At 62.8% G+C, this 17,681-nt stretch carries 17 protein-coding genes and 1 pseudogene; 8 read left to right on the top strand and 10 right to left on the bottom strand.

From position 1 onward, the window contains the following. Window positions 1–59: 59 nt before the first annotated feature. Genes AC1Q61_RS22070 through AC1Q61_RS22050 form a run of 5 tightly spaced genes read right to left on the bottom strand, consistent with a single transcriptional unit; the run spans window position 60 to window position 5,641 of the window. Window positions 60–1,112, bottom strand: coding sequence for an acyl-CoA dehydrogenase family protein (locus AC1Q61_RS22070; protein WP_215515649.1), 1,053 nt, complete (start codon window positions 1,110–1,112; stop codon window positions 60–62). Continuing rightward, window positions 1,109–2,074: an acyl-CoA dehydrogenase family protein gene (locus AC1Q61_RS22065; protein WP_492651051.1), complete on the bottom strand. Its 966-nt coding sequence runs from the start codon at window positions 2,072–2,074 to the stop codon at window positions 1,109–1,111. Before AC1Q61_RS22065 ends, AC1Q61_RS22070 begins: the two co-directional genes overlap by 4 nt. After that, window positions 2,071–3,231, bottom strand: a complete 1,161-nt coding sequence (locus AC1Q61_RS22060) for an acyl-CoA dehydrogenase family protein (RefSeq protein ID WP_007734181.1) — start codon at window positions 3,229–3,231, stop codon at window positions 2,071–2,073. Before AC1Q61_RS22060 ends, AC1Q61_RS22065 begins: the two co-directional genes overlap by 4 nt. Next, window positions 3,231–4,103: an enoyl-CoA hydratase gene (locus AC1Q61_RS22055; RefSeq protein ID WP_054188068.1), complete on the bottom strand. Its 873-nt coding sequence runs from the start codon at window positions 4,101–4,103 to the stop codon at window positions 3,231–3,233. The genes AC1Q61_RS22060 and AC1Q61_RS22055 overlap by 1 nt, the downstream gene beginning before the upstream one ends. Then, a complete protein-coding gene (locus AC1Q61_RS22050) occupies window positions 4,100–5,641 on the bottom strand; it encodes a FadD3 family acyl-CoA ligase (protein ID WP_007734186.1) in 1,542 nt (513 codons plus the stop codon). Before AC1Q61_RS22050 ends, AC1Q61_RS22055 begins: the two co-directional genes overlap by 4 nt. A 55-nt stretch (window positions 5,642–5,696) precedes the next feature. Between AC1Q61_RS22050 and AC1Q61_RS22045 the strand changes: the two genes are divergently transcribed. The 4 genes from AC1Q61_RS22045 to AC1Q61_RS22030 all read left to right on the top strand — a co-directional run bounded on the left by AC1Q61_RS22045 (window position 5,697) and on the right by AC1Q61_RS22030 (window position 9,646). After that, the gene (locus AC1Q61_RS22045) at window positions 5,697–6,926 is read left to right on the top strand and encodes an acyl-CoA dehydrogenase family protein (protein WP_007734188.1); all 1,230 of its coding nucleotides are present in this window, start codon (window positions 5,697–5,699) and stop codon (window positions 6,924–6,926) included. After that, on the top strand, window positions 6,926–7,738 hold the full coding sequence (locus AC1Q61_RS22040; RefSeq protein WP_003945582.1) for an SDR family oxidoreductase: 813 nt from the start codon (window positions 6,926–6,928) through the stop codon (window positions 7,736–7,738). The genes AC1Q61_RS22045 and AC1Q61_RS22040 overlap by 1 nt, the downstream gene beginning before the upstream one ends. 76 nt (window positions 7,739–7,814) lie before the next feature. After that, window positions 7,815–8,486: a TetR/AcrR family transcriptional regulator gene (locus AC1Q61_RS22035; protein WP_003945807.1), complete on the top strand. Its 672-nt coding sequence runs from the start codon at window positions 7,815–7,817 to the stop codon at window positions 8,484–8,486. Window positions 8,487–8,497: 11 nt separating this feature from the next. Next, entirely contained in the window at window positions 8,498–9,646 is a 1,149-nt protein-coding gene (locus AC1Q61_RS22030) for an acetyl-CoA C-acetyltransferase (protein ID WP_007734192.1), read from the top strand. A gap of 54 nt (window positions 9,647–9,700) precedes the next feature. On the opposite strand, the gene AC1Q61_RS22025 is transcribed toward AC1Q61_RS22030, so the two are convergent. Further along, the gene (locus tag AC1Q61_RS22025) at window positions 9,701–10,018 is read right to left on the bottom strand and encodes a DUF4333 domain-containing protein (protein ID WP_020906277.1); all 318 of its coding nucleotides are present in this window, start codon (window positions 10,016–10,018) and stop codon (window positions 9,701–9,703) included. Window positions 10,019–10,116: 98 nt separating this feature from the next. Beyond that, entirely contained in the window at window positions 10,117–11,517 is a 1,401-nt protein-coding gene (locus AC1Q61_RS22020) for a cytochrome P450 (protein ID WP_492651050.1), read from the bottom strand. A gap of 96 nt (window positions 11,518–11,613) precedes the next feature. Between AC1Q61_RS22020 and AC1Q61_RS22015 the strand changes: the two genes are divergently transcribed. Further along, window positions 11,614–12,201, top strand: a complete 588-nt coding sequence (locus AC1Q61_RS22015) for a TetR/AcrR family transcriptional regulator (protein ID WP_003945528.1) — start codon at window positions 11,614–11,616, stop codon at window positions 12,199–12,201. A 47-nt stretch (window positions 12,202–12,248) separates the two neighbouring features. Here AC1Q61_RS22015 and AC1Q61_RS22010 read toward each other — a convergent pair whose 3' ends face one another. Next, complete coding sequence (locus tag AC1Q61_RS22010) at window positions 12,249–13,259, bottom strand: ABC transporter substrate-binding protein (RefSeq protein WP_256520365.1); 1,011 nt, start codon at window positions 13,257–13,259, stop codon at window positions 12,249–12,251. Between the two features lie 82 nt (window positions 13,260–13,341). Continuing rightward, window positions 13,342–14,220, bottom strand: a complete 879-nt coding sequence (locus tag AC1Q61_RS22005; RefSeq protein ID WP_192711939.1) for a bile acid:sodium symporter family protein — start codon at window positions 14,218–14,220, stop codon at window positions 13,342–13,344. A 132-nt stretch (window positions 14,221–14,352) separates the two neighbouring features. Here AC1Q61_RS22005 and AC1Q61_RS22000 point away from each other — a divergent pair, with 132 nt between their 5' ends. The 3 genes from AC1Q61_RS22000 to AC1Q61_RS21990 are packed head-to-tail and all read left to right on the top strand — an operon-like array spanning window position 14,353 to window position 16,567. After that, window positions 14,353–14,625 (top strand): DUF2277 domain-containing protein, encoded by a 273-nt coding sequence (locus AC1Q61_RS22000; protein WP_003945457.1) that lies wholly within the window; start codon window positions 14,353–14,355, stop codon window positions 14,623–14,625. A 5-nt stretch (window positions 14,626–14,630) separates the two neighbouring features. Next, the gene (locus AC1Q61_RS21995; RefSeq protein ID WP_042449462.1) at window positions 14,631–16,052 is read left to right on the top strand and encodes an alpha/beta hydrolase; all 1,422 of its coding nucleotides are present in this window, start codon (window positions 14,631–14,633) and stop codon (window positions 16,050–16,052) included. A gap of 23 nt (window positions 16,053–16,075) precedes the next feature. Then, window positions 16,076–16,567 carry an NUDIX domain-containing protein gene (locus AC1Q61_RS21990; protein WP_128637858.1) on the top strand — a complete coding sequence of 164 codons (492 nt, stop codon included), beginning with the start codon at window positions 16,076–16,078 and terminating at the stop codon, window positions 16,565–16,567. 384 nt (window positions 16,568–16,951) lie between these two features. Here AC1Q61_RS21990 and AC1Q61_RS21985 read toward each other — a convergent pair. Beyond that, window positions 16,952–17,278: pseudogene (locus AC1Q61_RS21985) on the bottom strand (transglycosylase family protein); the annotation flags it as partial. Between the last annotated feature and the right edge of the window lie 403 nt (window positions 17,279–17,681).

Here is a 17,681-nt window from a genome sequence, read left to right as displayed (position 1 = left end):
ACTGGGCACCAGTGGTGCTTGTCCGCTCGCAATCCCGAGCGAACAAGCACCGACGTCTCCTAGAGGCCCGCTGCCCGCGCGAGGCTCGGCAGGTAGGTGCTCGGCTGACCGAAGAGCTGAGCGCTGCCGTGTGCACGCTTGAAGTACAGCTGAGCGTCGTGCTCCCAGGTGATTGCGATTCCGCCGTGCAACTGAACCGCTTCGGAGGTGATCTGCTGCAAGGCTTCCGAGCAGTAGACCTTCGCCACTGCCGCGTCGTCCGCCGACTGCGTCGCCACGGCGGCGTACGTCATCGACCTCGCCGTCTCGACCAACGTGTACATGTCGGCCATCCGGTGCTTGAGGGCCTGGAAAGAACCGATCGCGCGACCGAACTGCTTGCGCGACTTGGTGTATTCGACGGTCTGCTCGACGATCGCTGCGGCCGCTCCGACCTGTTCAGCAGACAAGGCGATCAGAACGACGGTTCGGATCCGATCGACCAGATCTTCGGACCACTCCAGTGGCCGACCACGAACACCGGAGAACGTGACCTCCGCCAGCGTTCGCGTCGGATCCATGGTGGGGACGCGTCGGCGGGAGACGCCTTCGGCCGCTGGATCCACTTCGTAGAACCCGTCGGCCGTGAGAACGAGCAGGGTGTCTGCGACGTGTCCGTCGAGGACGTACGACGCCGTGCCGGTCAACGCGTCTTCGGTTGCCTCGACGCCGAAGGTGCTCCAACCCGCGGCACCTGCCCAGCACAGAGCGAGCGTGCTCTCGCCGGACGCGACACCGGGCAGCAGTCGCGAGCATGCGTCGTTGTCACCGGAAAGCAGCAGTGCCTGTGCGGCAAGAATCGCCGAACCCAGCATCGGTGACGGGGTCAGCGTGCGGCCCAATTCCTCCTGGACCACGTGTACTTCGCCCAAACCTGCTCCGACGCCGTCGAACTCCTCCGGAATCGCCAACGCGGCGACGCCGATCTGCTCGCACAGCTTGCTCCACAAAGCGGCGTCGTAGCCGATCTCGGTGGTGATGGCGGCGCGGACGGCAGCGGAGTCGGAATGCTTGCTCAGGAGATCGCGTACCGATGCGCGCAATGCTGCCTGGTCTTCGGTGTCGATGCTCATGATGCAACCAGCGCTTCGACGACGCGTCCGCGATGCTCGGACGGTGTGCCCCACGCGGTGAGCAGCGCCCGTACCTTGGTGAGCCACAAGGAGAGATCGTGTTCCATCGTGTAGCCGATGGCGCCGTGAACCTGGAGTCCGACGCGAGCGGCCTTGTACGCAGCATCCCCGCACGCGACCTTGGCCGCAGAGATGTCACGCGAGGCGTCGGCCGACTGATCGCGAACCGACAGGGCGGCGCCGTGCAGCAGGGGGCGAGCCATCTCGAGGGAGACGGCAACCTCGGCCAGGTGGTGCTTCATGGCCTGGAACTGTCCGATGACCTTGCCGAACTGCTTGCGCTGCTTCGCGTATTCGGTGGTGACCTCGAGCAGTGTCTGTCCCAGGCCCTGCAACTGCGCGGCAGTGGCAAGAGCGCCCATGTCGAAGGCGGCCGAGAAGTCGGCGGAGCCCAGTGATTCGCCGGCGGAAACCTCGTAGAGCTTGCGGGAGAGATCCACCGATGCCTTGGCTTCGCCAGGGACGCCGAGTGATACGGCACCGTCCTGCGCGAGCAGAACCAGATCCACAGCATCGGCGTCGAGCGCGAACGGTGTGCGCGGGGGAGCTGCGACGGTTGCCAGCGAACCCTCGGCGAGAGCAGAGAGACGTTCCGGTGCAACGGAAGCCAGGAGCGTCGGCGCCACGGCGATCGTTTCGACGACCGGTCCGGGTACTGCGTGCCGACCGAGCTGTTCGAGCGCAACGACCAGGTCGACGGCGTCGGCGCCGAGTCCGTCGTGCTCTTCGGAGATGACGAGACCGTTGACGCCGGTCTCGGCGAGGCGCTGCCAGAGCTTCTTGCCCGGCTCGGTGTCACCGTCGTTCCACGAACGGATGACGGCGGGCATGTCGGACTTGGTCAGCAGTGCATCGATGCTTGCAGCGAAGTCCTGGTGGGAGGAGTCGAGCGCGAATCTCATCGGTCCGCCTTCGGTAGGCCGAGCAGACGCTCAGCGATGACGTTTTTCTGAATCTCGTTGGTGCCTGCGTAGATCGGGCCGGACAGGGAGAACAGGTATCCGTCCATCCAGTTGTCGGCCAACTCAGCTTCAGGGCCCTGAAGTTCGAGAGCAGTCTCGTGGGTGGCGATATCCCACTCGGACCAGAAGACCTTGTTGATCGAGGATTCGGCGCCGAGCTGTCCACCGTCGGCCAGACGGGTGACGGTGCCGAATGTGTTGAGTTGGTAAGCGCGAGCGCCGATCCAGGCGTCGGCGACCTGGTTGCGCAGAGCGCTGTCGTCGGTGCGTCCGCTGGACTTGTACAGCTCGAGCAGGCGGTCGACGGTGGCGAGGAAGCGGCCGGGGCTGCGCAGCGAGAGGCCGCGCTCGTTGCTCGCGGTGCTCATCGCGACGCGCCAACCTTCGTTGACGTTGCCGATCACACCCGACTCACCTGGGTTGGCCGGGTCGTCCGGAACGAAGACGTCTTCGAGGAAGATCTCGGCGAAGCCGGGCTCACCGTCGAGCTGATCGATCGGGCGAACGGTGACACCCTTCGACCGGAGGTCGAACATGAAATACGTGATGCCCTTGTGGCGCTGCGCATCCGGATCGGAGCGGAACAAGCCGAAGCCCCAGTCGGCGTAGCTGGCACGCGAGCTCCACGTCTTCTGCCCGTTGAGCAGCCAGCCGCCGTCGACCTTCTTCGCACTCGAACGCAGGCTAGCGAGGTCGGAACCGGATTCGGGCTCGGACCAGGCCTGGGCCCAGATGTCGTCGGCACGAGCCATGCGCGGCATGATGCGAGCCAACTGCTCGGCATTTGCATGCTCGAACAGTGTGGGAGCCAACAAGAAGATGCCGTTCTGGCTTACGCGGCCGGGCGCGCCCGAGCGGTAGTACTCCTCCTCGAAGATGACCCATTCGAGCAGGGACGCATCGCGTCCGCCGAGTTCCTTGGGCCAGGAGACGACGGCGTAGCCGGCATCGGCGAGTGTGTGCTCCCACTGACGGTGCTCTTCGAAGCCTTCGGCGGTATCCATCGACTTCAGGGGAGTCGCGGGCACATTCGCTTCCAGGAACGAGCGAACCTCGTCACGGAATGCGGTTGTGGCGTCGTCGAATACGAGATCCACTAGTTTGTTCCTTCCTGCGGTGCGCGAGCACTGGCAGCCATAGCTTTGGCGTCGAGACCACCAAGCGAGTCTTTGCCGACTTCGGCGTTGTGAGCGTGAGCGAAGTGATGCAGACCGAAGACGGAGTCGATGCCGTTGCGCATCCCCATCTGATCCTCGCACTGATTGACGGCCTTCTTGGTCAAAGCCAGTCCGAAGCGCGGCATCTCGGCGATACGTCCGGCGAGCTCGAACGTCTCCTTCTCGAGATGCTTGCGGGCGACGACGCGGTTCACCATGCCGATTTCGTATGCACGTTGCGCGGTGAACCGATCGCCGGTGAAGAGCATTTCCTTGGCGAATCGTGAACCGACCATCCACGGGTGCGCGAAGTATTCGACGCCGGGGATGCCCATGCGGACAACGGGATCGGAGAAGAAGGCGTCGTCGGCCGCGACGATCATGTCGCAGACCCAGGCGAGCATGAGCCCACCGGCAATGCAGGCGCCTTGGACCATCGCGATGGTGGGCTTGGGGATCTCCCGCCAACGGCGGCACATGCCCAGGTAGACCTCCATCTCGCGGGCGAAACGCTGGTCACCGCCTGGCTTGTCGACGTGATCCCACCACATGGTGGCCTTGTTCTCGTACTCGACGTGATGGTCGCGTCCCGGAGTTCCCAGGTCGTGTCCGGCGCTGAAGTGAGGTCCGTTGCCTGCCAGGACGATCACCTTCACGTCGTCGTCCTCGACGGCGCGCTGGAATGCCGCGTCGAGGGCGTACGTGACCACCGAGTTCTGGGCGTTGCGGTAGTCGGGTCGATTCAAGGTCACGACGGCGACCGAGTCACGAACCTCGTAGGTCACGACGTCGGCTTCGAAGGGAACGGTCATGATTGTTCCTCGCGCAGAACCGTTTTGAGGACCTTGCCCGAAGGGTTACGGGGCAGATGATCTACGAAGCGCACCTCGCGGGGCACCTTGAAGCCTGCGATCTTCTCCTTGAGGAAAGCGATCACCGACTCTTCGGTGAGGCCGGCACCGTCGAGTTGGGCGATGTAGACGCGGCCCACCTCTCCCATCCGGTGATCGGGGATGCCGATGGCAGCAGACTCGTGGACGCCGGGCAGGCGAGCCAACATGCCCTCGATCTCGGCGGGGTAGACGTTGAATCCGCCGCTGACGTACATGTCTTTCAGACGGTCGGTGATGTCGAGATAGCCACGCTCGTCGAGGGTTCCGACGTCTCCGGTGTGCAGCCAGCCGTCGGCGTCGATTGCCTTGGCGGTGGATTCGGGGTCGTCGAGGTATCCGAGCATGACGTTCGGTCCACGAAGCAGGATCTCACCCTGGTCGCCGATCTTGACCTCGAAATCGGCTGTCGCGCGGCCGGAACTGGTGGAGACGGTGACCGGGTCGTCGTCGGTGCGGCACATGGTCGCGACCACTGCCTCGGTCAAACCGTATGCCGTGAGGACGGCGTCGAAAAGCTCTGCTTGCATGCGCTCGACGAGAGCAACCGGCACGGGTGCTGCGCCCGTGATCGCGATGCGGAGCGAGGACAGGTCGTATTCGCTGCGGCGGGGATGATCGAGGATGGTCTGGTAGATCGTCGGGGCGCCAGGCAGGATGCTGATCTTCTCGCTGCTGACCAATGCGAGGGTGTCGTCGATGTTGAAGACGGACACCGGCACGATCGTCGCACCGTTCAACAGGCAGACCAGGATTCCGGCCTTGTACCCGAAGGTGTGGAAGAACGGGCTGATGATGAGGAAGTTGTCGTCGGCGGTGACCTCGGCGCATTCACCCCACGACTTGGCGACAGCGATGGACTGACGATGCGCGGTGATCGCGCCCTTGCTGCGCCCCGTGGTGCCGGAGGTGAAGAGGATGTCGCTGACGTCGTCTGGCTGCACCTTCGCAGCACGCGCGTCGGCTTCGGTGCGGGCGGCGTCGGTGGCGAGCGCGAGGAAGTCCTCGAACTCGATGACGCCGTCACGGTCGTCGTCCCCGTCGATCGGTACCTGGATGACGGTGGGGATCCTCAGGTCCGGATTGGCGTCGAGCAACTGCTGGTACCGGTCGGCCTTGAGGAACGTGCCGACGACCACCAGGGCAGCTGCGTCGACGCGCTCGATGATGTCGAGTGCTTCGGTGCCGGTGTAGCGCGTGTTGATCGGGATGATGGCTGCGCCGGCGTACTGAGCGCCGAGCAGGGCGATCACCCAGTGGTACGTGTTGGGCGCCCAGATGACGACGCGGTCGCCTGCCTTCACCCCACGGTTGATCAGTGCGCCGGCGAAATCGCGGACGCGCTGATGTAGCTGTGCGAAGGTCAGTCGGGTGTCGCCATCGGCGATAGCCGCGCGCTCACCGAACTCCTCGGCGGCCCGGATGAGGGCTGATGGGATGGTTCTCGGTTGTTCGGTCACTGGACTCCTACCTGACACGCTACCTAGCAAGTGCTTGGTAGGTTATCTTACATATGTGGACCAGAGCGAGAGCCCGGACGGGCAGATGACGGACGACGAGTTTGCGGCCACGGTCGCGCAGTGGTTGGCCGAGAACTTGACGGGCAAATTCGCCCAGCTCAAGGGTAAGGGCGGCCCCGGCAGTGAGCACGAGTTCTTCGAGCAACGACTCGAGTGGGACAAGCACCTCGCAGCGTCGGGGTGGACGTGCCTCGGGTGGCCGAAGGAGTTCGGCGGGCGGGGAGCAAGCATCTCCCAGCAGGTCATCTTCCATCAGGAGTACGCGAAGGCCGGTGCGCCCGCTCGCGTCAGCCACATCGGTGAAGAGCTGCTCGGCCCGACGCTGATCGCGTACGGCACCGACGAGCAGAAGCGCCGATTCCTTCCTGGCATCAACACGGTCAGTGAACTGTGGTCGCAGGGCTACTCCGAGCCCGGCGCCGGTTCCGACCTCGCGAACGTCTCCACGACCGCACGCCTCGAAGACGGCAAGTGGATCATCAACGGCCAGAAGGTGTGGACCTCACTGGCTCACGTCGCGCAGTGGTGCTTCGTGGTCTGCCGCACCGAGGTGGGCTCCAAGCGTCACCAGGGGTTGAGCTTCCTGCTTGTCCCGTTGGATCAGCCCGGTGTGACAGTTCGGCCCATTCAGCAGCTCACCGGCACATCGGAGTTCAACGAGGTCTTCTTCGACGACGCCGTCACCGATGCCGATCTGGTGGTCGGGGAACCCGGCGAGGGCTGGAAGATCGCGATGGGGCTGCTCACCTTCGAGCGCGGTGTATCCACGCTCGGACAGCAGATCGGATTTGCCCGCGAGCTCCAAGGCGTCGTCGACCTGGCGAAAGCCAATGGCAGTGACCAGGATCCGCACATTCGCGAAAAGATCGCCCGCGCGTGGGTCGGACTGCGCGTGATGCGCGCCCACGCGATGCGCACTCTCGACGCGGTCGACGCCGGAACCGGTGGCGGAGAAGCGTCCGTCGCAAAACTGTTGTGGGCCAACTGGCATCGTGATCTGGGACAGCTGGCGATGGACGTGCAGGGTGCGTCGTCGTTGGTTGCACCGTGGGCGGATTCCGAAGGCAATGCCTCGGACATTACCGATCCCGAGCACCTCGAGCTCGACGAATGGCAACGCCTCTTCCTCTTCACCCGCGCCGACACGATCTACGGCGGCTCCAACGAAATTCAGCGCAACATCATTTCCGAGCGCGTGCTCGGTCTTCCCCGAGAGGCCCGTTAATGTCTGACACCAAAGCCGCGTCCCCGCTTTCCGTTGCGCCGGAGGAAACCCCGGGCCACGGACTGCTCGCGGGCAAGAAGGCGATCATCACCGCCGCAGCCGGAACCGGCATCGGTTTCTCCACTGCGCGCAGGGTGCTTCTCGAGGGCGGCGACGTTCTCGTCTCCGACTTCCACGAGCGTCGACTCGGCGAGACGGTGGAGAAGCTGAAGGCCGAATTCCCCGGTCAGCAAGTCGAATCGATCATCTGCGATGTATCGAGCACCGAGCAGGTCGACGCGTTGTTCGTCGGCGCCGCCGAGAAGTTGGGACGTATCGACATCGTCGTCAACAACGCGGGCCTTGGCGGCGAGACGCCCGTCGTCGACATGACGGACGATCAGTGGGATCGCGTTCTCGACATCACACTCAACAGCACCTTCCGTTCGACGCGCGCCGCCCTGCGGTACTTCAAGAGCGTTCCCCACGGCGGTGTTCTGGTGAACAACGCGTCCGTTCTCGGTTGGCGCGCGCAGCATTCCCAGGCGCACTACGCCGCAGCCAAGGCCGGCGTCATGGCGCTGACTCGGTGCAGCGCCATCGAAGCAGCGGAGTACGGAGTCCGTATCAACGCGGTCTCGCCTTCCATTGCGCGTCACGCGTTCCTGGCGAAGGTCACCAGTGAGGAACTGCTCGACCAGTTGGCTTCCGGTGAGGCCTACGGCCGCGCCGCGGAGGTCTGGGAGATCGCAACGGTCATCGCGATGCTCGCCAGCGATTACTCCACTTACATGACCGGCGAGATCGTCTCCGTTTCTTCGCAGAGGGCCTAGCGTCCCCGTGCGCGGTTAAGGAGTCCCTGGACTCGCTGACCGCGCACAGGGGAAGGCCCTGGATAGGATTGAATACATGACGCCACCTCGAAATTCCGACGAATCAAACGGCAAGTCCGGGCGCCGCGACGAGCTGCTCGAGATCGCGGCGGGGCTCTTCGCCGATCGCGGAGTGCGCGCGACGACCGTCCGCGACATCGCCGACGCCGCCGGGATCCTGTCCGGCAGCCTGTATCACCATTTCGATTCCAAGGAGTCGATGGTCGACGAGATCCTGCACCAGTTCCTCGACGAACTCTTCGGAAAATACCGCGAGATCGTCGCGGCGGGGTTGGACAGTCGCGCGACGCTCGAAGCACTGGTCGTGACGTCGTACGAGGCCATCGACGCCTCACATTCGGCTGTGGCGATCTACCAGGACGAGGTCAAGCACCTCGTCGGGAACGAGCGCTTCGCTTACCTGGCCGAGCGCAACACCGAATTCCGGGACCTGTGGGTCGGCGTCCTCGAAGCCGGCGTCGCGGACGGGACCTTCCGCTCCGACATCGACGTCGAATTGGTCTTCCGCTTCATGCGCGACACCGTGTGGGTCGCGGTTCGCTGGTACCGCCCGGGTGGATCCCTCTCGGCGCACGCCGTCGCGGCTCAATATCTCGCGATCGTGCTCGACGGGCTCTCCGATCCGGCCACAACTTCAGACGCTATTGCTGAATCAACTTCAAGAACTATTGCTGCACAACGAAACTAGGAGCTAACGCTATGTCCGAGGTTTACATCGTCGACGCCATTCGCACACCGATCGGCAAGAGGGGCGGCGCGCTGTCCGGCGTGCACCCCATCGATCTCGGTGCGCACGTCGTCAAGGCACTGGTCGAGCGCACCGGTATCGACCCCAGTGACGTCGACGACGTGATCTTCGGTTGCGTCGACGCCATCGGCGGCCAGGCCGGCAACATCGCCCGTATGTCCTGGCTCGCAGCGGGATTCCCGGAGCACGTTCCCGGGGTGACCGTTGACCGTCAGTGCGGTTCGAGCCAGCAGGCAGTGCACTTCGGCGCTCAGGCCATCCTGTCGGGCACTGCGGATCTGATCGTTGCCGGCGGCGTTCAGAACATGAGCCAGATTCCGATCTCGGCAGCGATGATCGTCGGTCAGCAGTACGGATTCGACACGCCGACTTCGGGTTCGGTCGGTTGGACCGAGCGCTACGGTGACCAGGAAGTCTCGCAGTTCAAGGGCGCCGAAATGATCGCCGAGAAGTGGGACATCAGCCGCGAAGAGCTCGAGAAGTGGGCCCTGCAGAGCCATGAGCGCGCCAAGGCTGCAATCGCCGCGGGTCGCTTCGACAACGAGATCGTTGCCATGGGCGACGCGACCGTCGACGAAGGACCCCGCGAGACCAGCCTCGAGAAGATGGCGACGCTCAAGGTTCTCGTCGAAGACGGACGCATGACCGCGGCAGTGGCCAGCCAGATCTCCGACGGTGCGAGTGCGCTGCTGCTGGCGTCGGCGGAAGCGGTGGAGAAGTACAACCTCAAGCCCCGCGCCCGGATTCATCACCTCAGCGCACGCGGCGACGACCCGATCTTCATGCTCAGTGCGCCGATCCCGGCCACGAAGCATGCTCTCGCGAAGGCCGGCCTGAGCATCGACGACATCGACATCGTCGAGATCAACGAAGCTTTCGCCCCGGTCGTCCTGGCCTGGATCAAGGAAATCGGCGCAGATCCGGCCAAGGTCAACGTCAACGGCGGCGCGATCGCACTCGGTCACCCGCTCGGCGCGACCGGCACCAAGCTGATGGCAACCCTGCTCAACGAACTCGAGCGCACCGGCGGTCGTTACGGCCTGCTGACCATCTGTGAAGGTGGCGGCACCGCGAACGCGACGATTATCGAGCGGCTCTGACGCCTTGCTGTGCGCCTTTATTAACCGCCGGCGGTTAATAAAGGCGCACAGCAGTTAGTTGTTCGGCACATCCGCAACCTTGATGTCGAAGTTCGCACTTTCACCGTCAACGCTGGTCACGGTAGCTGTGACGTCGTATTCGGTGCCCTGCTCGGTCAGGATGCACGTGATCGATGCGCCGACTTCGGCGTCGAGGTTCTCCGGACACGTCACGTCGTCGGGTGGCTCGCCGATCTTCTCGGCTAGTTGAGTGGAGATCTGACTTGCGACTTCGGACTTGTCCACTTGCGGCGTCCCGACGCTTGCCGAGCAAGCTCCCGTGGCCAATGCCGCCGAGAGTAAGACGATTCCCACTGCAGGCCTCTTTGTCATGTGAACTCCCAGGGTGCGCCGGTGCTCGCTGCTGCCACCTCAGGGATTACCGCATTCGGGACTGTTTCAACCGAGTTGCGCGACGCAGTTTTGCGAGGTCAGCGTCGGCGGACCGTCAAGTTGAAGCCTTCGGGCATCAGGGTGAGCCGTTCGGCTACCTTCAACTCGTAGTCCGGATCGGCCTCGATCGTGTATTTCTGCAAGATGGTGCCCAACACGAGGACCGCTTCGTGAATAGCGAATTGTCTTCCGATGCAGGCGCGTTCACCTGTTCCGAACGGCTTGTACACGTGCGCCGGCCTGGCTTTGATGTTGGCGGGCAGGAAGCGATCCGGATCGAACGCCTCGGGATCGTTGCCCCACACCGGATCACGATGAAGTGAGGGGATGAGCACGAGCATCCAATCGCCCTTCTTCATCGGATACTTGCCGACGAGCGTCGTGTCTTCGAGCGCCGCGCGCCCGTAGGCGGGAGCGGTCGGCCACAGACGCAATGATTCGTCGAGGACGCGTCGTACGTATCGAAGTTTCGCGATCTTCTCGAAGGCGGGCTCCTCGCCCTCCCATACCTTGTCGACCTCGGCTTGCGCCTTGGCCAGCACGTCAGGGTTTCGTGACAGGTAGTACAGCGCGAACGACAATGCGCCGGAGGTCGTTTCGTGTCCGGCGACGAGGAAGGTCACGACCTGATGGCGGATGTTCAGTTCGTCGATACGGTTGGGATCGTTCTCGCGTGCCGCCCGCAGCATCAGTTCGAGAAGATCTTCGGGCCCCGGTTCGGTACTTGTCCGCCGGGCACGGATCACTTCGTCCACAACCTCGGCCATGTACGCCTTGCGGACCTCGTCACGTTGATCGGCGCGACGTGCGAGCACTCGCCCGAGGGCGGTCGACTTCAGGAACGTCGTGCGCTGCGAATGGGAGAGTGCGCCGACCATTGCCTTGACGAACGGATGCTGTTCTTCACGTTCGAAGGAGTCGAACGAGTAGCTGAATCCAGTGCGTCCGATGGTCTCCAGCGTCAGCTTGGTCATGTCTGCGGAGACGTCGATGGGGGAGTCACTTTCACGACTGTCCCAATGGTCGACCAACTCGCCGGCCACGTCGAGCATGGTGCGGTGGTACGAGCGCATCGCAGTCTGGCTGAACGCCGGTGCCAGGAGATTGTGCGCCTTGCCCCAGTTGGGTTCGTGGTTGTACGCCGTGAACAGGCCGTCGCCGCCGATTCCGCGGAGTGCTTTGACTCCAGGTGCAAGGTGCTTCGCGAACCGGGACTCGTCGGACAGTTCTGCCACCATGTCCGCGCCCGAGGTGAAGACGAAGCGATTTCCCAGGACATTTCTCTCGAAGATCGGGCCGAGTTCGCGGCCGATGCTCACGGAGTTCTGCAGCGGTGTCCGGATATTGATCCCGAGAACGTCCCCGAGGACCGGCAGGCGCCAGGCCGGATGCGGGATCCGAGCATCGGTCGTCGCCTCTGGAGTGGTGTCGACGCTCATTGTGTGTCCCCCGGGGTGAGATCGCTTACTGAATTGATGTCTAGTACGCAAAGTACGCCTTACTGAATCGGTGTCAAGTAGTAATCTGACTTGCCTATGGTCGCACCACGAAAACGCCTGGACCGAGAGCAGCGGCGCACGCAGTTGCTCGATATCGGCGCGCAACTTTTTGCCGATCGCTCGTACGAGGATGTGTGGATCGAAGAGGTCGCCGAGATTGCGGGCGTCTCGCGCGGGTTGATGTACCACTATTTTCCGACCAAGCGAGACTTCTTCGCCGCAATCGTCGAGCGCGAATCGCAGCACCTGCTCGAGGTGACCGCACCCGACGCGACGCTACCGGTGCGCGAACAGGTGGCAGCCGGGTTGGACGCCTACTTCGCGTACGTGAAGTCGCACAGCAGGGGAGTGCGCGCCATCAACGTCGGGACGCTCTCGGCCGAGGCCGGTATCCGGGCGATTGTCGAGCGCGAACTCGAACAGCAGCAGATTCGAATCCTCGATGCACTGGGATTCGAGGGCGAAAGAAGACAGCTCGCTGCCGTTGCAGTTCGGGGATGGATCGCGTTCGTCCGAGCTGTCTGCCTCGACTGGCTCGATCAACCTTCCATACCGCAGGAAGAGTTGAGAGTGATCTGTCTGCGGACCCTCTCCGGAGCGTTGGGCATCGACCTCGAAACGTGAAAAGCCGACCGCGCGGGAGCGGCCGGCATTTCCACGGACAAGGCTGATCAGTCGAGCGTCGAATAGAGATCGTCCCAGCCCTTGGCGACGTACATGTTGGTGTAGATGGACCCGTAGTACGTACTTCCTTGCAGAACGGTGACGTTCCCGGCCTGCACAGCCGGAAGTCGTTGCCACAACTTGTTGTCCGAGAGTTGATCGAAGGTGGTGTCACTGCTGTCGGTGACAGAAACCATGAACGCGTCGCAGTCTTGCAAGCGATCCATCTCTTCGATGCTCAGTCGTCCCTGATTGTCGAAACCGGTTGTGCTCAATGTTCTTCCGCCGATATCGGCGAGCGTCATGTCGGTGGGTTGACGATTCTTCTTACCCGTTTCCTCCGACACGGGCAGGCTGTCGATGTAGATCGTGGCCTTGTCCGGACTGTAGGACAAGCTTGCGACGGTTTTGCCCGCGATCGCCGAAGCGTGTCGAGTGCGAATGTCGGTGATCAGAGCGTCGTAATCGGTGATCAGGCGATCCATAGTGGGTGTTCGGCCCAGCCAATCGGAGAGCCGGGTCAGGTTCTCCCGCCACGTCTGCTTCGATTCGGTCGTCAGGACAGGAGCGATGGCTTGGAGCTTTGCAGCGGGCCAGTACTCGTTGTCGGCGTTGACGCAGATGATGAGATCGGGTGCGAGTCCGAGGATCTGCTCCAGATTGGGCTTGTCGCTGAGGTATTCGGCCGAGCCGTCGGCGGGAACCCACTTGGTGACGGGCGAGATGTTGTATCCGAACACCGGTAGTTCCAGGGCAATGGCGAGCTCGAGGTCGGTTCGGGCGTCGACGGCCAAGACCCGCTTCGGGTTGGTAGGTATGTCGTAGGTCCCCAACGGCGTGGTGACGGTGCGCATTTGAGCGTCATCATCGGTACCTGAACCGTCGCTGGAACTGCAGGACGACAGAATAGTTGCGACTGCTGCCATCCCGGCTCCGATGCCGAATTGACGACGGGTAAGTGCGTCGACTAGCTCTTGCCAGACGCGTTCGTCCGGCACGGTAGGTGTGTTGGTCAGCATTTTTTCGATACCCTTCGGTCTGAGTCCGTATCGATCGTAGGGTTGGCGATACCAGATCACCTATATCGAAAACCGCCTGATATTAGTCGATTTCGGCCATGGTCCGTGACTTTCGGGTGATGGCGGCGCCGAAGGCTGCAGCGAGCGGGAACATCAGAACGCCGTACACCGCGGCCGGCACTGCCAATTGCACGTTGTCGAGGAGACTGACGGCGATGGTGATCGCCAACGTGCTGTTGTGGATGCCGATTTCCATGGAACTGGCGATGGCCTGACGATCCTCGATGCCGAATATCCGGGGAACGACGTAACCGATCGAGAGGCTCAGTAGGCAGAACAAGGCAGCGACGACGCCGATGTCGACGAGATAGTCCGCGATGTTCTCGCGCTCGGAAACAACCGTTCCGACGATCACCAGTGCCAGAACCACCGCGGATCCGATGCGGACGGGCTTGTCCATGCGCTCGGCAAAGGCGCTCGAGCGCAATCGAACCCACATTCCGAGGGCGACAGGAATCAGTACGACGGCAAAGACCTGAAGTACCTTCGTGAACTGCAGTCCGAGGGTGCCGTCCGCGTCCCCGGGTTCGAAGTAGCCCAACGCGAAGTTGGTGATGAGCGGAAGGGTGACCACCGCTATCACCGAATTGACCGCAGTGAGTGTCACATTGAGAGCGACATCGCCGCGGAACAGATGGCTGAACAGGTTTGCCGTGGTGCCGCCCGGTGATGCGGCGAGGAGCATCATGCCGACGGCGAGCAGTGGGTCGAGGTCGAACAACGTGACCAGACCGAAGGCCGCGGCCGGGAGCAACAACAACTGACAGATCAGGGCAATCGAGACGGCTTTCGGCGCTTTTGCCACGCGGGCAAAATCTCCGACCGTCAAGGAAAGCCCGAGGCCGAACATGATGATGGCGAGTGCGGCGGGTAGGCCGACGGAGGTGAGTGCAGAGTCCATGAGTTAGTGGCTACTTCCAGTCACTGGGGGAATTTCACTGAAACTACCGTGATGCCCGGATCTGCGTGGCAGTTTGGATACATTGATGTATCGAACCGTGACGGCGTCGGTGAGCAGGGTTATCGTCGAATTATGTGCCGAAACATCACTGAACTTCGTGGACTCGAGCCCGCTGCTACGCCGGAGGAGATCGAGGCGGCCTCTCGCCAATACGTACGTAAGGTGAGCGGAATAGCCAAGGTGTCCGACGCGAACCGAGACGCCTTCGAACAGGCGGTGCGTGAGGTGACCGAAACGACGACGCGCCTGCTCAGTGCGTTGCCGCCTCGCAGACAGCCACCTCAGACCGTCCCTCCGTTGCGTCGCCCGGAAGTACAGGCCCGGATCGCTGCTCGTTCGTCCTGACCCGAGTGGATCTCACAGATATCGACGTATGGGACGTCGAAGCCTTGGATCAACTGTCTGCTGGGTTGGAAGGCGTTCTGGTCGCTCACCGCGTTCGAGACATCCGTCGACGGCTGGATACGCTGCGCAAAGAGGCCGTCGCCGACGACTTGCATATTCGTCAGGATGGGACCGTCTCTGCTGTTGCGCCCATCGCCGACGGTCACCCGCTCCACGTGCACGCCCAGTTGCTCGAGGTCGCAGTTCGAGAACTGATCGGTGAGGCACTGCTGGTCAGCGCGGATCTTCATCATGCGTTGTCTCTGCGGTCTCAGGTCGGCACCGACCTCCGTGACAAAGCTGTGCGTGTGGGGGAGGAGTGGCGAGCGTTCAGCCCTGATCGGCAGCGTCAGATGTTGCGTCATGCACCAGGCCTGATCGCCAACCTCGACGGCATTCCTGCTGCGATTCGCAGCCCGGCCAATCTCGATCGAATTCAATCGGAACGAGCACGGCTGCAAGATGATTCAGTCCGAATCTCGCAAGAACTTCACCGCGAGTTCTTCGGCGGCAGACTGAGTAACACCGGGGCGGGCCAGTGGTACGCCGAACGCAAACTCGAGGATCTGGACGCGCTCGACGAGTTGTTTCGCGCCGAACCTGATCGACGGTTACTGCTCATGGACATGCGCTCGGGCGAACGCGGCTTCGCTGCAATTGCGATCGGTGATCCGGACACAGCGGATCACATCTCCGTGACGATTCCCGGACTGAACACCAACGTCAAGGACTCGATGCGCGGAATGGTCGGAGAGGCAACGCGATTACGAGCCGAGGCGATGCGGCAACTCGAACTGGCCGGCCGAAAGGAAAGCGTGGCCACCATCGCCTGGATCGGATATGACGCGCCACAGGTGATCGGGCCGGGAAAGTTCGACATCGGTCGGGCCAGCTTCGACGTCAGTCGATCGTCCAAAGCAGGCATAGCCGCCGACGCATTGGGTAGCTTCTTTCACGGTCTTCGTGCCGCGTCGGTCAACGACGGAGTCCATATCACCGCGTTGGGCCACTCCTACGGATCCCTCGCGACTTCTCTTGCGCTGCAACGCGGGGCAAGCGCAGCGGTCGACGACGTGGTGTTCTACGGTTCACCCGGGGTGCGAGCCAAGGTGGAGTCGGACCTCGGTATCGCCGACCGGCACGTCTACGTCATGAAAGCGGAAGGCGACAGTATCGCGGGGTTCGGCCGTTTCGGTGGCGATCCGACGCGCACCGAGTTCCATCGGTTGTCCACGGCCGAGGGGATCACCCCGGATGGAGTGAAACACGAGCGGGCGTTCGGGCATGCGGAGTACGCGAGGACAGGGGACAACGGAGAACTGCGGATGTCGGGATACAACCTCGCGGTTGTGGTTGCCGGACTGCCGGAGTTGGCCGTTATGGCCTGACCTGCTGACTTACAGTGGCACTCATGCGTCTGAGGCATTCGGCCAGGGGGTTGGTCGTTGACGACCAGTCCCGTCTTCTGCTTTACCGACTCATCGCGCCCGGGGGCGGGCTGACGGTCTGGTGTCCTCCGGGCGGAGGCTTGGAAGGAGACGAAACCCCGTCCGAGGCGCTCGCGCGCGAATTGGACGAGGAGATCGGCTTGCGCGACTACGGCGCAGCCACCCATGTGTGGCATGAGGAGATCCGTGATCCGGCGATATTGCCGGGTTGGGGTGGTGCGATCAACGACTACTTCCTCGTGCCGGTGGCGACCGCATTCGAGCCCTGCGGGTCGTTGGGGCGCGAAGCGCTGGCCGCCGAGCTGGTCGAGCACTTCGAGTGGTGGAGTGTTGACCGCCTTCTGTCACACAATGGTCGAGAAGTGTTCGGGCCACGCGATTTACCCGAACGATTTGCACGCCTGGTCAAGGATGGGCCATCGAGTGCGCCGGATCGATTTGTTCGGTCGCCGTGAGGGATGCGAGGTAGCGATTGAAAACGAACATTTCGGCATCGAAACACGGCTACGCTGGGGTTATGGAGCACTACGTGCGTAAGGACCCCATCCCGTACGCTTCTACGGCTGCGCCGGTCAGTTCTCACAACCGGTTGGCAAGGACGGCCCAAAAATTGTGGATGGCTCTCCGAGGGCTGATGCGTGATCGGAAGGCGAGTCGGTACACCTCGCTCGCTCCGCGTCATCCCGACGGATCACGTACCGCCGTAATGTCTTTCAACAGCAGCGGCGGAGGGGCCGGATCAGGCGGGGCATGAAGGTCGCTAGTGCGACGCTGCCCGGGGCCCGTCGAATTCTCGACGAACACCGGGCAGTGACGCACTACTCGAACTGGGGTCAGCGGAGGTACTGTCCGCACACCGGCCACGCGCCGGCGCCCTGACCGGCAAGGACGTTTTCAGCAACGCGGACCTGTTCTGCCTGGCTGGCGTTGGCGGCGCTGCCCGCTCCGCCGTAGGCCTCCCACGTGCTCTGGCTGAACTGGAGTCCGCCGTAGTAGCCGTTTCCGGTGTTCGCGGCCCAGTTGCCCGAAGATTCGCATTCTGCGACACCCGACCAGTCGTGGGTGGCTGCGGATGCGGTGCCTGCGCTCAGTCCGAGGGCTCCGGCTGCGAGGGCTCCGGCTGCGGCGACAGAGGCAAGTGCACGGGTAACGGTGGTCTTGGTCATTTTCGGTAAATCCTCTCGAGTCCCGCCGACGGAGGACGGTGACCGTCTCAGCTCCGCTCCCACCACTAGGAATGTTGTCGAGTCCGAACCGCGGGGTGGGACGGGCGGTGGCGATTCGGTAATGCCCGGTTGATCGGGCTGTCACCAACCATAAGAGATGATTACGGATTGGTCACGGGTCGGCGTGTCGACACATGTTTGTGCAACAGAAATGCATCAAAGAGTGTTTTCCCAGGTCGCGTGGCGATATGCCACCTCTCCCGGCGTTACATAAACGAGATAAAATGTGATGCAAGTCACCTGAAACGCGCCTCGACGGCGTCGATATGCGGCGGATGTGACACTCGATAAGCCCGGTTTGTCGGCTTTTCGACCCGGTTTCAGTCGTGCTGGAACCCATGTC

It is taken from the genome of Rhodococcus sp. MPR-R1B (assembly GCF_058793255.1).
The sequence above is the reverse complement of the archived record's forward strand: the minus strand, read 5'-3'. Positions and strand labels throughout refer to the sequence as shown.

What these genes read in the sequence shown, in the direction of transcription:
- AC1Q61_RS22055 (WP_054188068.1), bottom strand. Translation starts at nt 4,103, where the DNA reads ATGACCGTTCCCTTCGAAGCCGACGTCGTGACCTACGAGGTTCGTGAC.
- AC1Q61_RS22020 (WP_492651050.1), bottom strand. Translation starts at nt 11,517, where the DNA reads ATGAGCGTCGACACCACTCCAGAGGCGACGACCGATGCTCGGATCCCG.
- AC1Q61_RS22030 (WP_007734192.1), top strand. Translation starts at nt 8,498, where the DNA reads ATGTCCGAGGTTTACATCGTCGACGCCATTCGCACACCGATCGGCAAG.
- AC1Q61_RS22005 (WP_192711939.1), bottom strand. Translation starts at nt 14,220, where the DNA reads ATGGACTCTGCACTCACCTCCGTCGGCCTACCCGCCGCACTCGCCATC.
- AC1Q61_RS22065 (WP_492651051.1), bottom strand. Translation starts at nt 2,074, where the DNA reads ATGAGATTCGCGCTCGACTCCTCCCACCAGGACTTCGCTGCAAGCATC.
- AC1Q61_RS22040 (WP_003945582.1), top strand. Translation starts at nt 6,926, where the DNA reads ATGTCTGACACCAAAGCCGCGTCCCCGCTTTCCGTTGCGCCGGAGGAA.
- AC1Q61_RS22035 (WP_003945807.1), top strand. Translation starts at nt 7,815, where the DNA reads ATGACGCCACCTCGAAATTCCGACGAATCAAACGGCAAGTCCGGGCGC.
- AC1Q61_RS22015 (WP_003945528.1), top strand. Translation starts at nt 11,614, where the DNA reads ATGGTCGCACCACGAAAACGCCTGGACCGAGAGCAGCGGCGCACGCAG.
- AC1Q61_RS22010 (WP_256520365.1), bottom strand. Translation starts at nt 13,259, where the DNA reads ATGCTGACCAACACACCTACCGTGCCGGACGAACGCGTCTGGCAAGAG.
- AC1Q61_RS21990 (WP_128637858.1), top strand. Translation starts at nt 16,076, where the DNA reads ATGCGTCTGAGGCATTCGGCCAGGGGGTTGGTCGTTGACGACCAGTCC.
- AC1Q61_RS22070 (WP_215515649.1), bottom strand. Translation starts at nt 1,112, where the DNA reads ATGAGCATCGACACCGAAGACCAGGCAGCATTGCGCGCATCGGTACGC.
- AC1Q61_RS22025 (WP_020906277.1), bottom strand. Translation starts at nt 10,018, where the DNA reads ATGACAAAGAGGCCTGCAGTGGGAATCGTCTTACTCTCGGCGGCATTG.
- AC1Q61_RS22000 (WP_003945457.1), top strand. Translation starts at nt 14,353, where the DNA reads ATGTGCCGAAACATCACTGAACTTCGTGGACTCGAGCCCGCTGCTACG.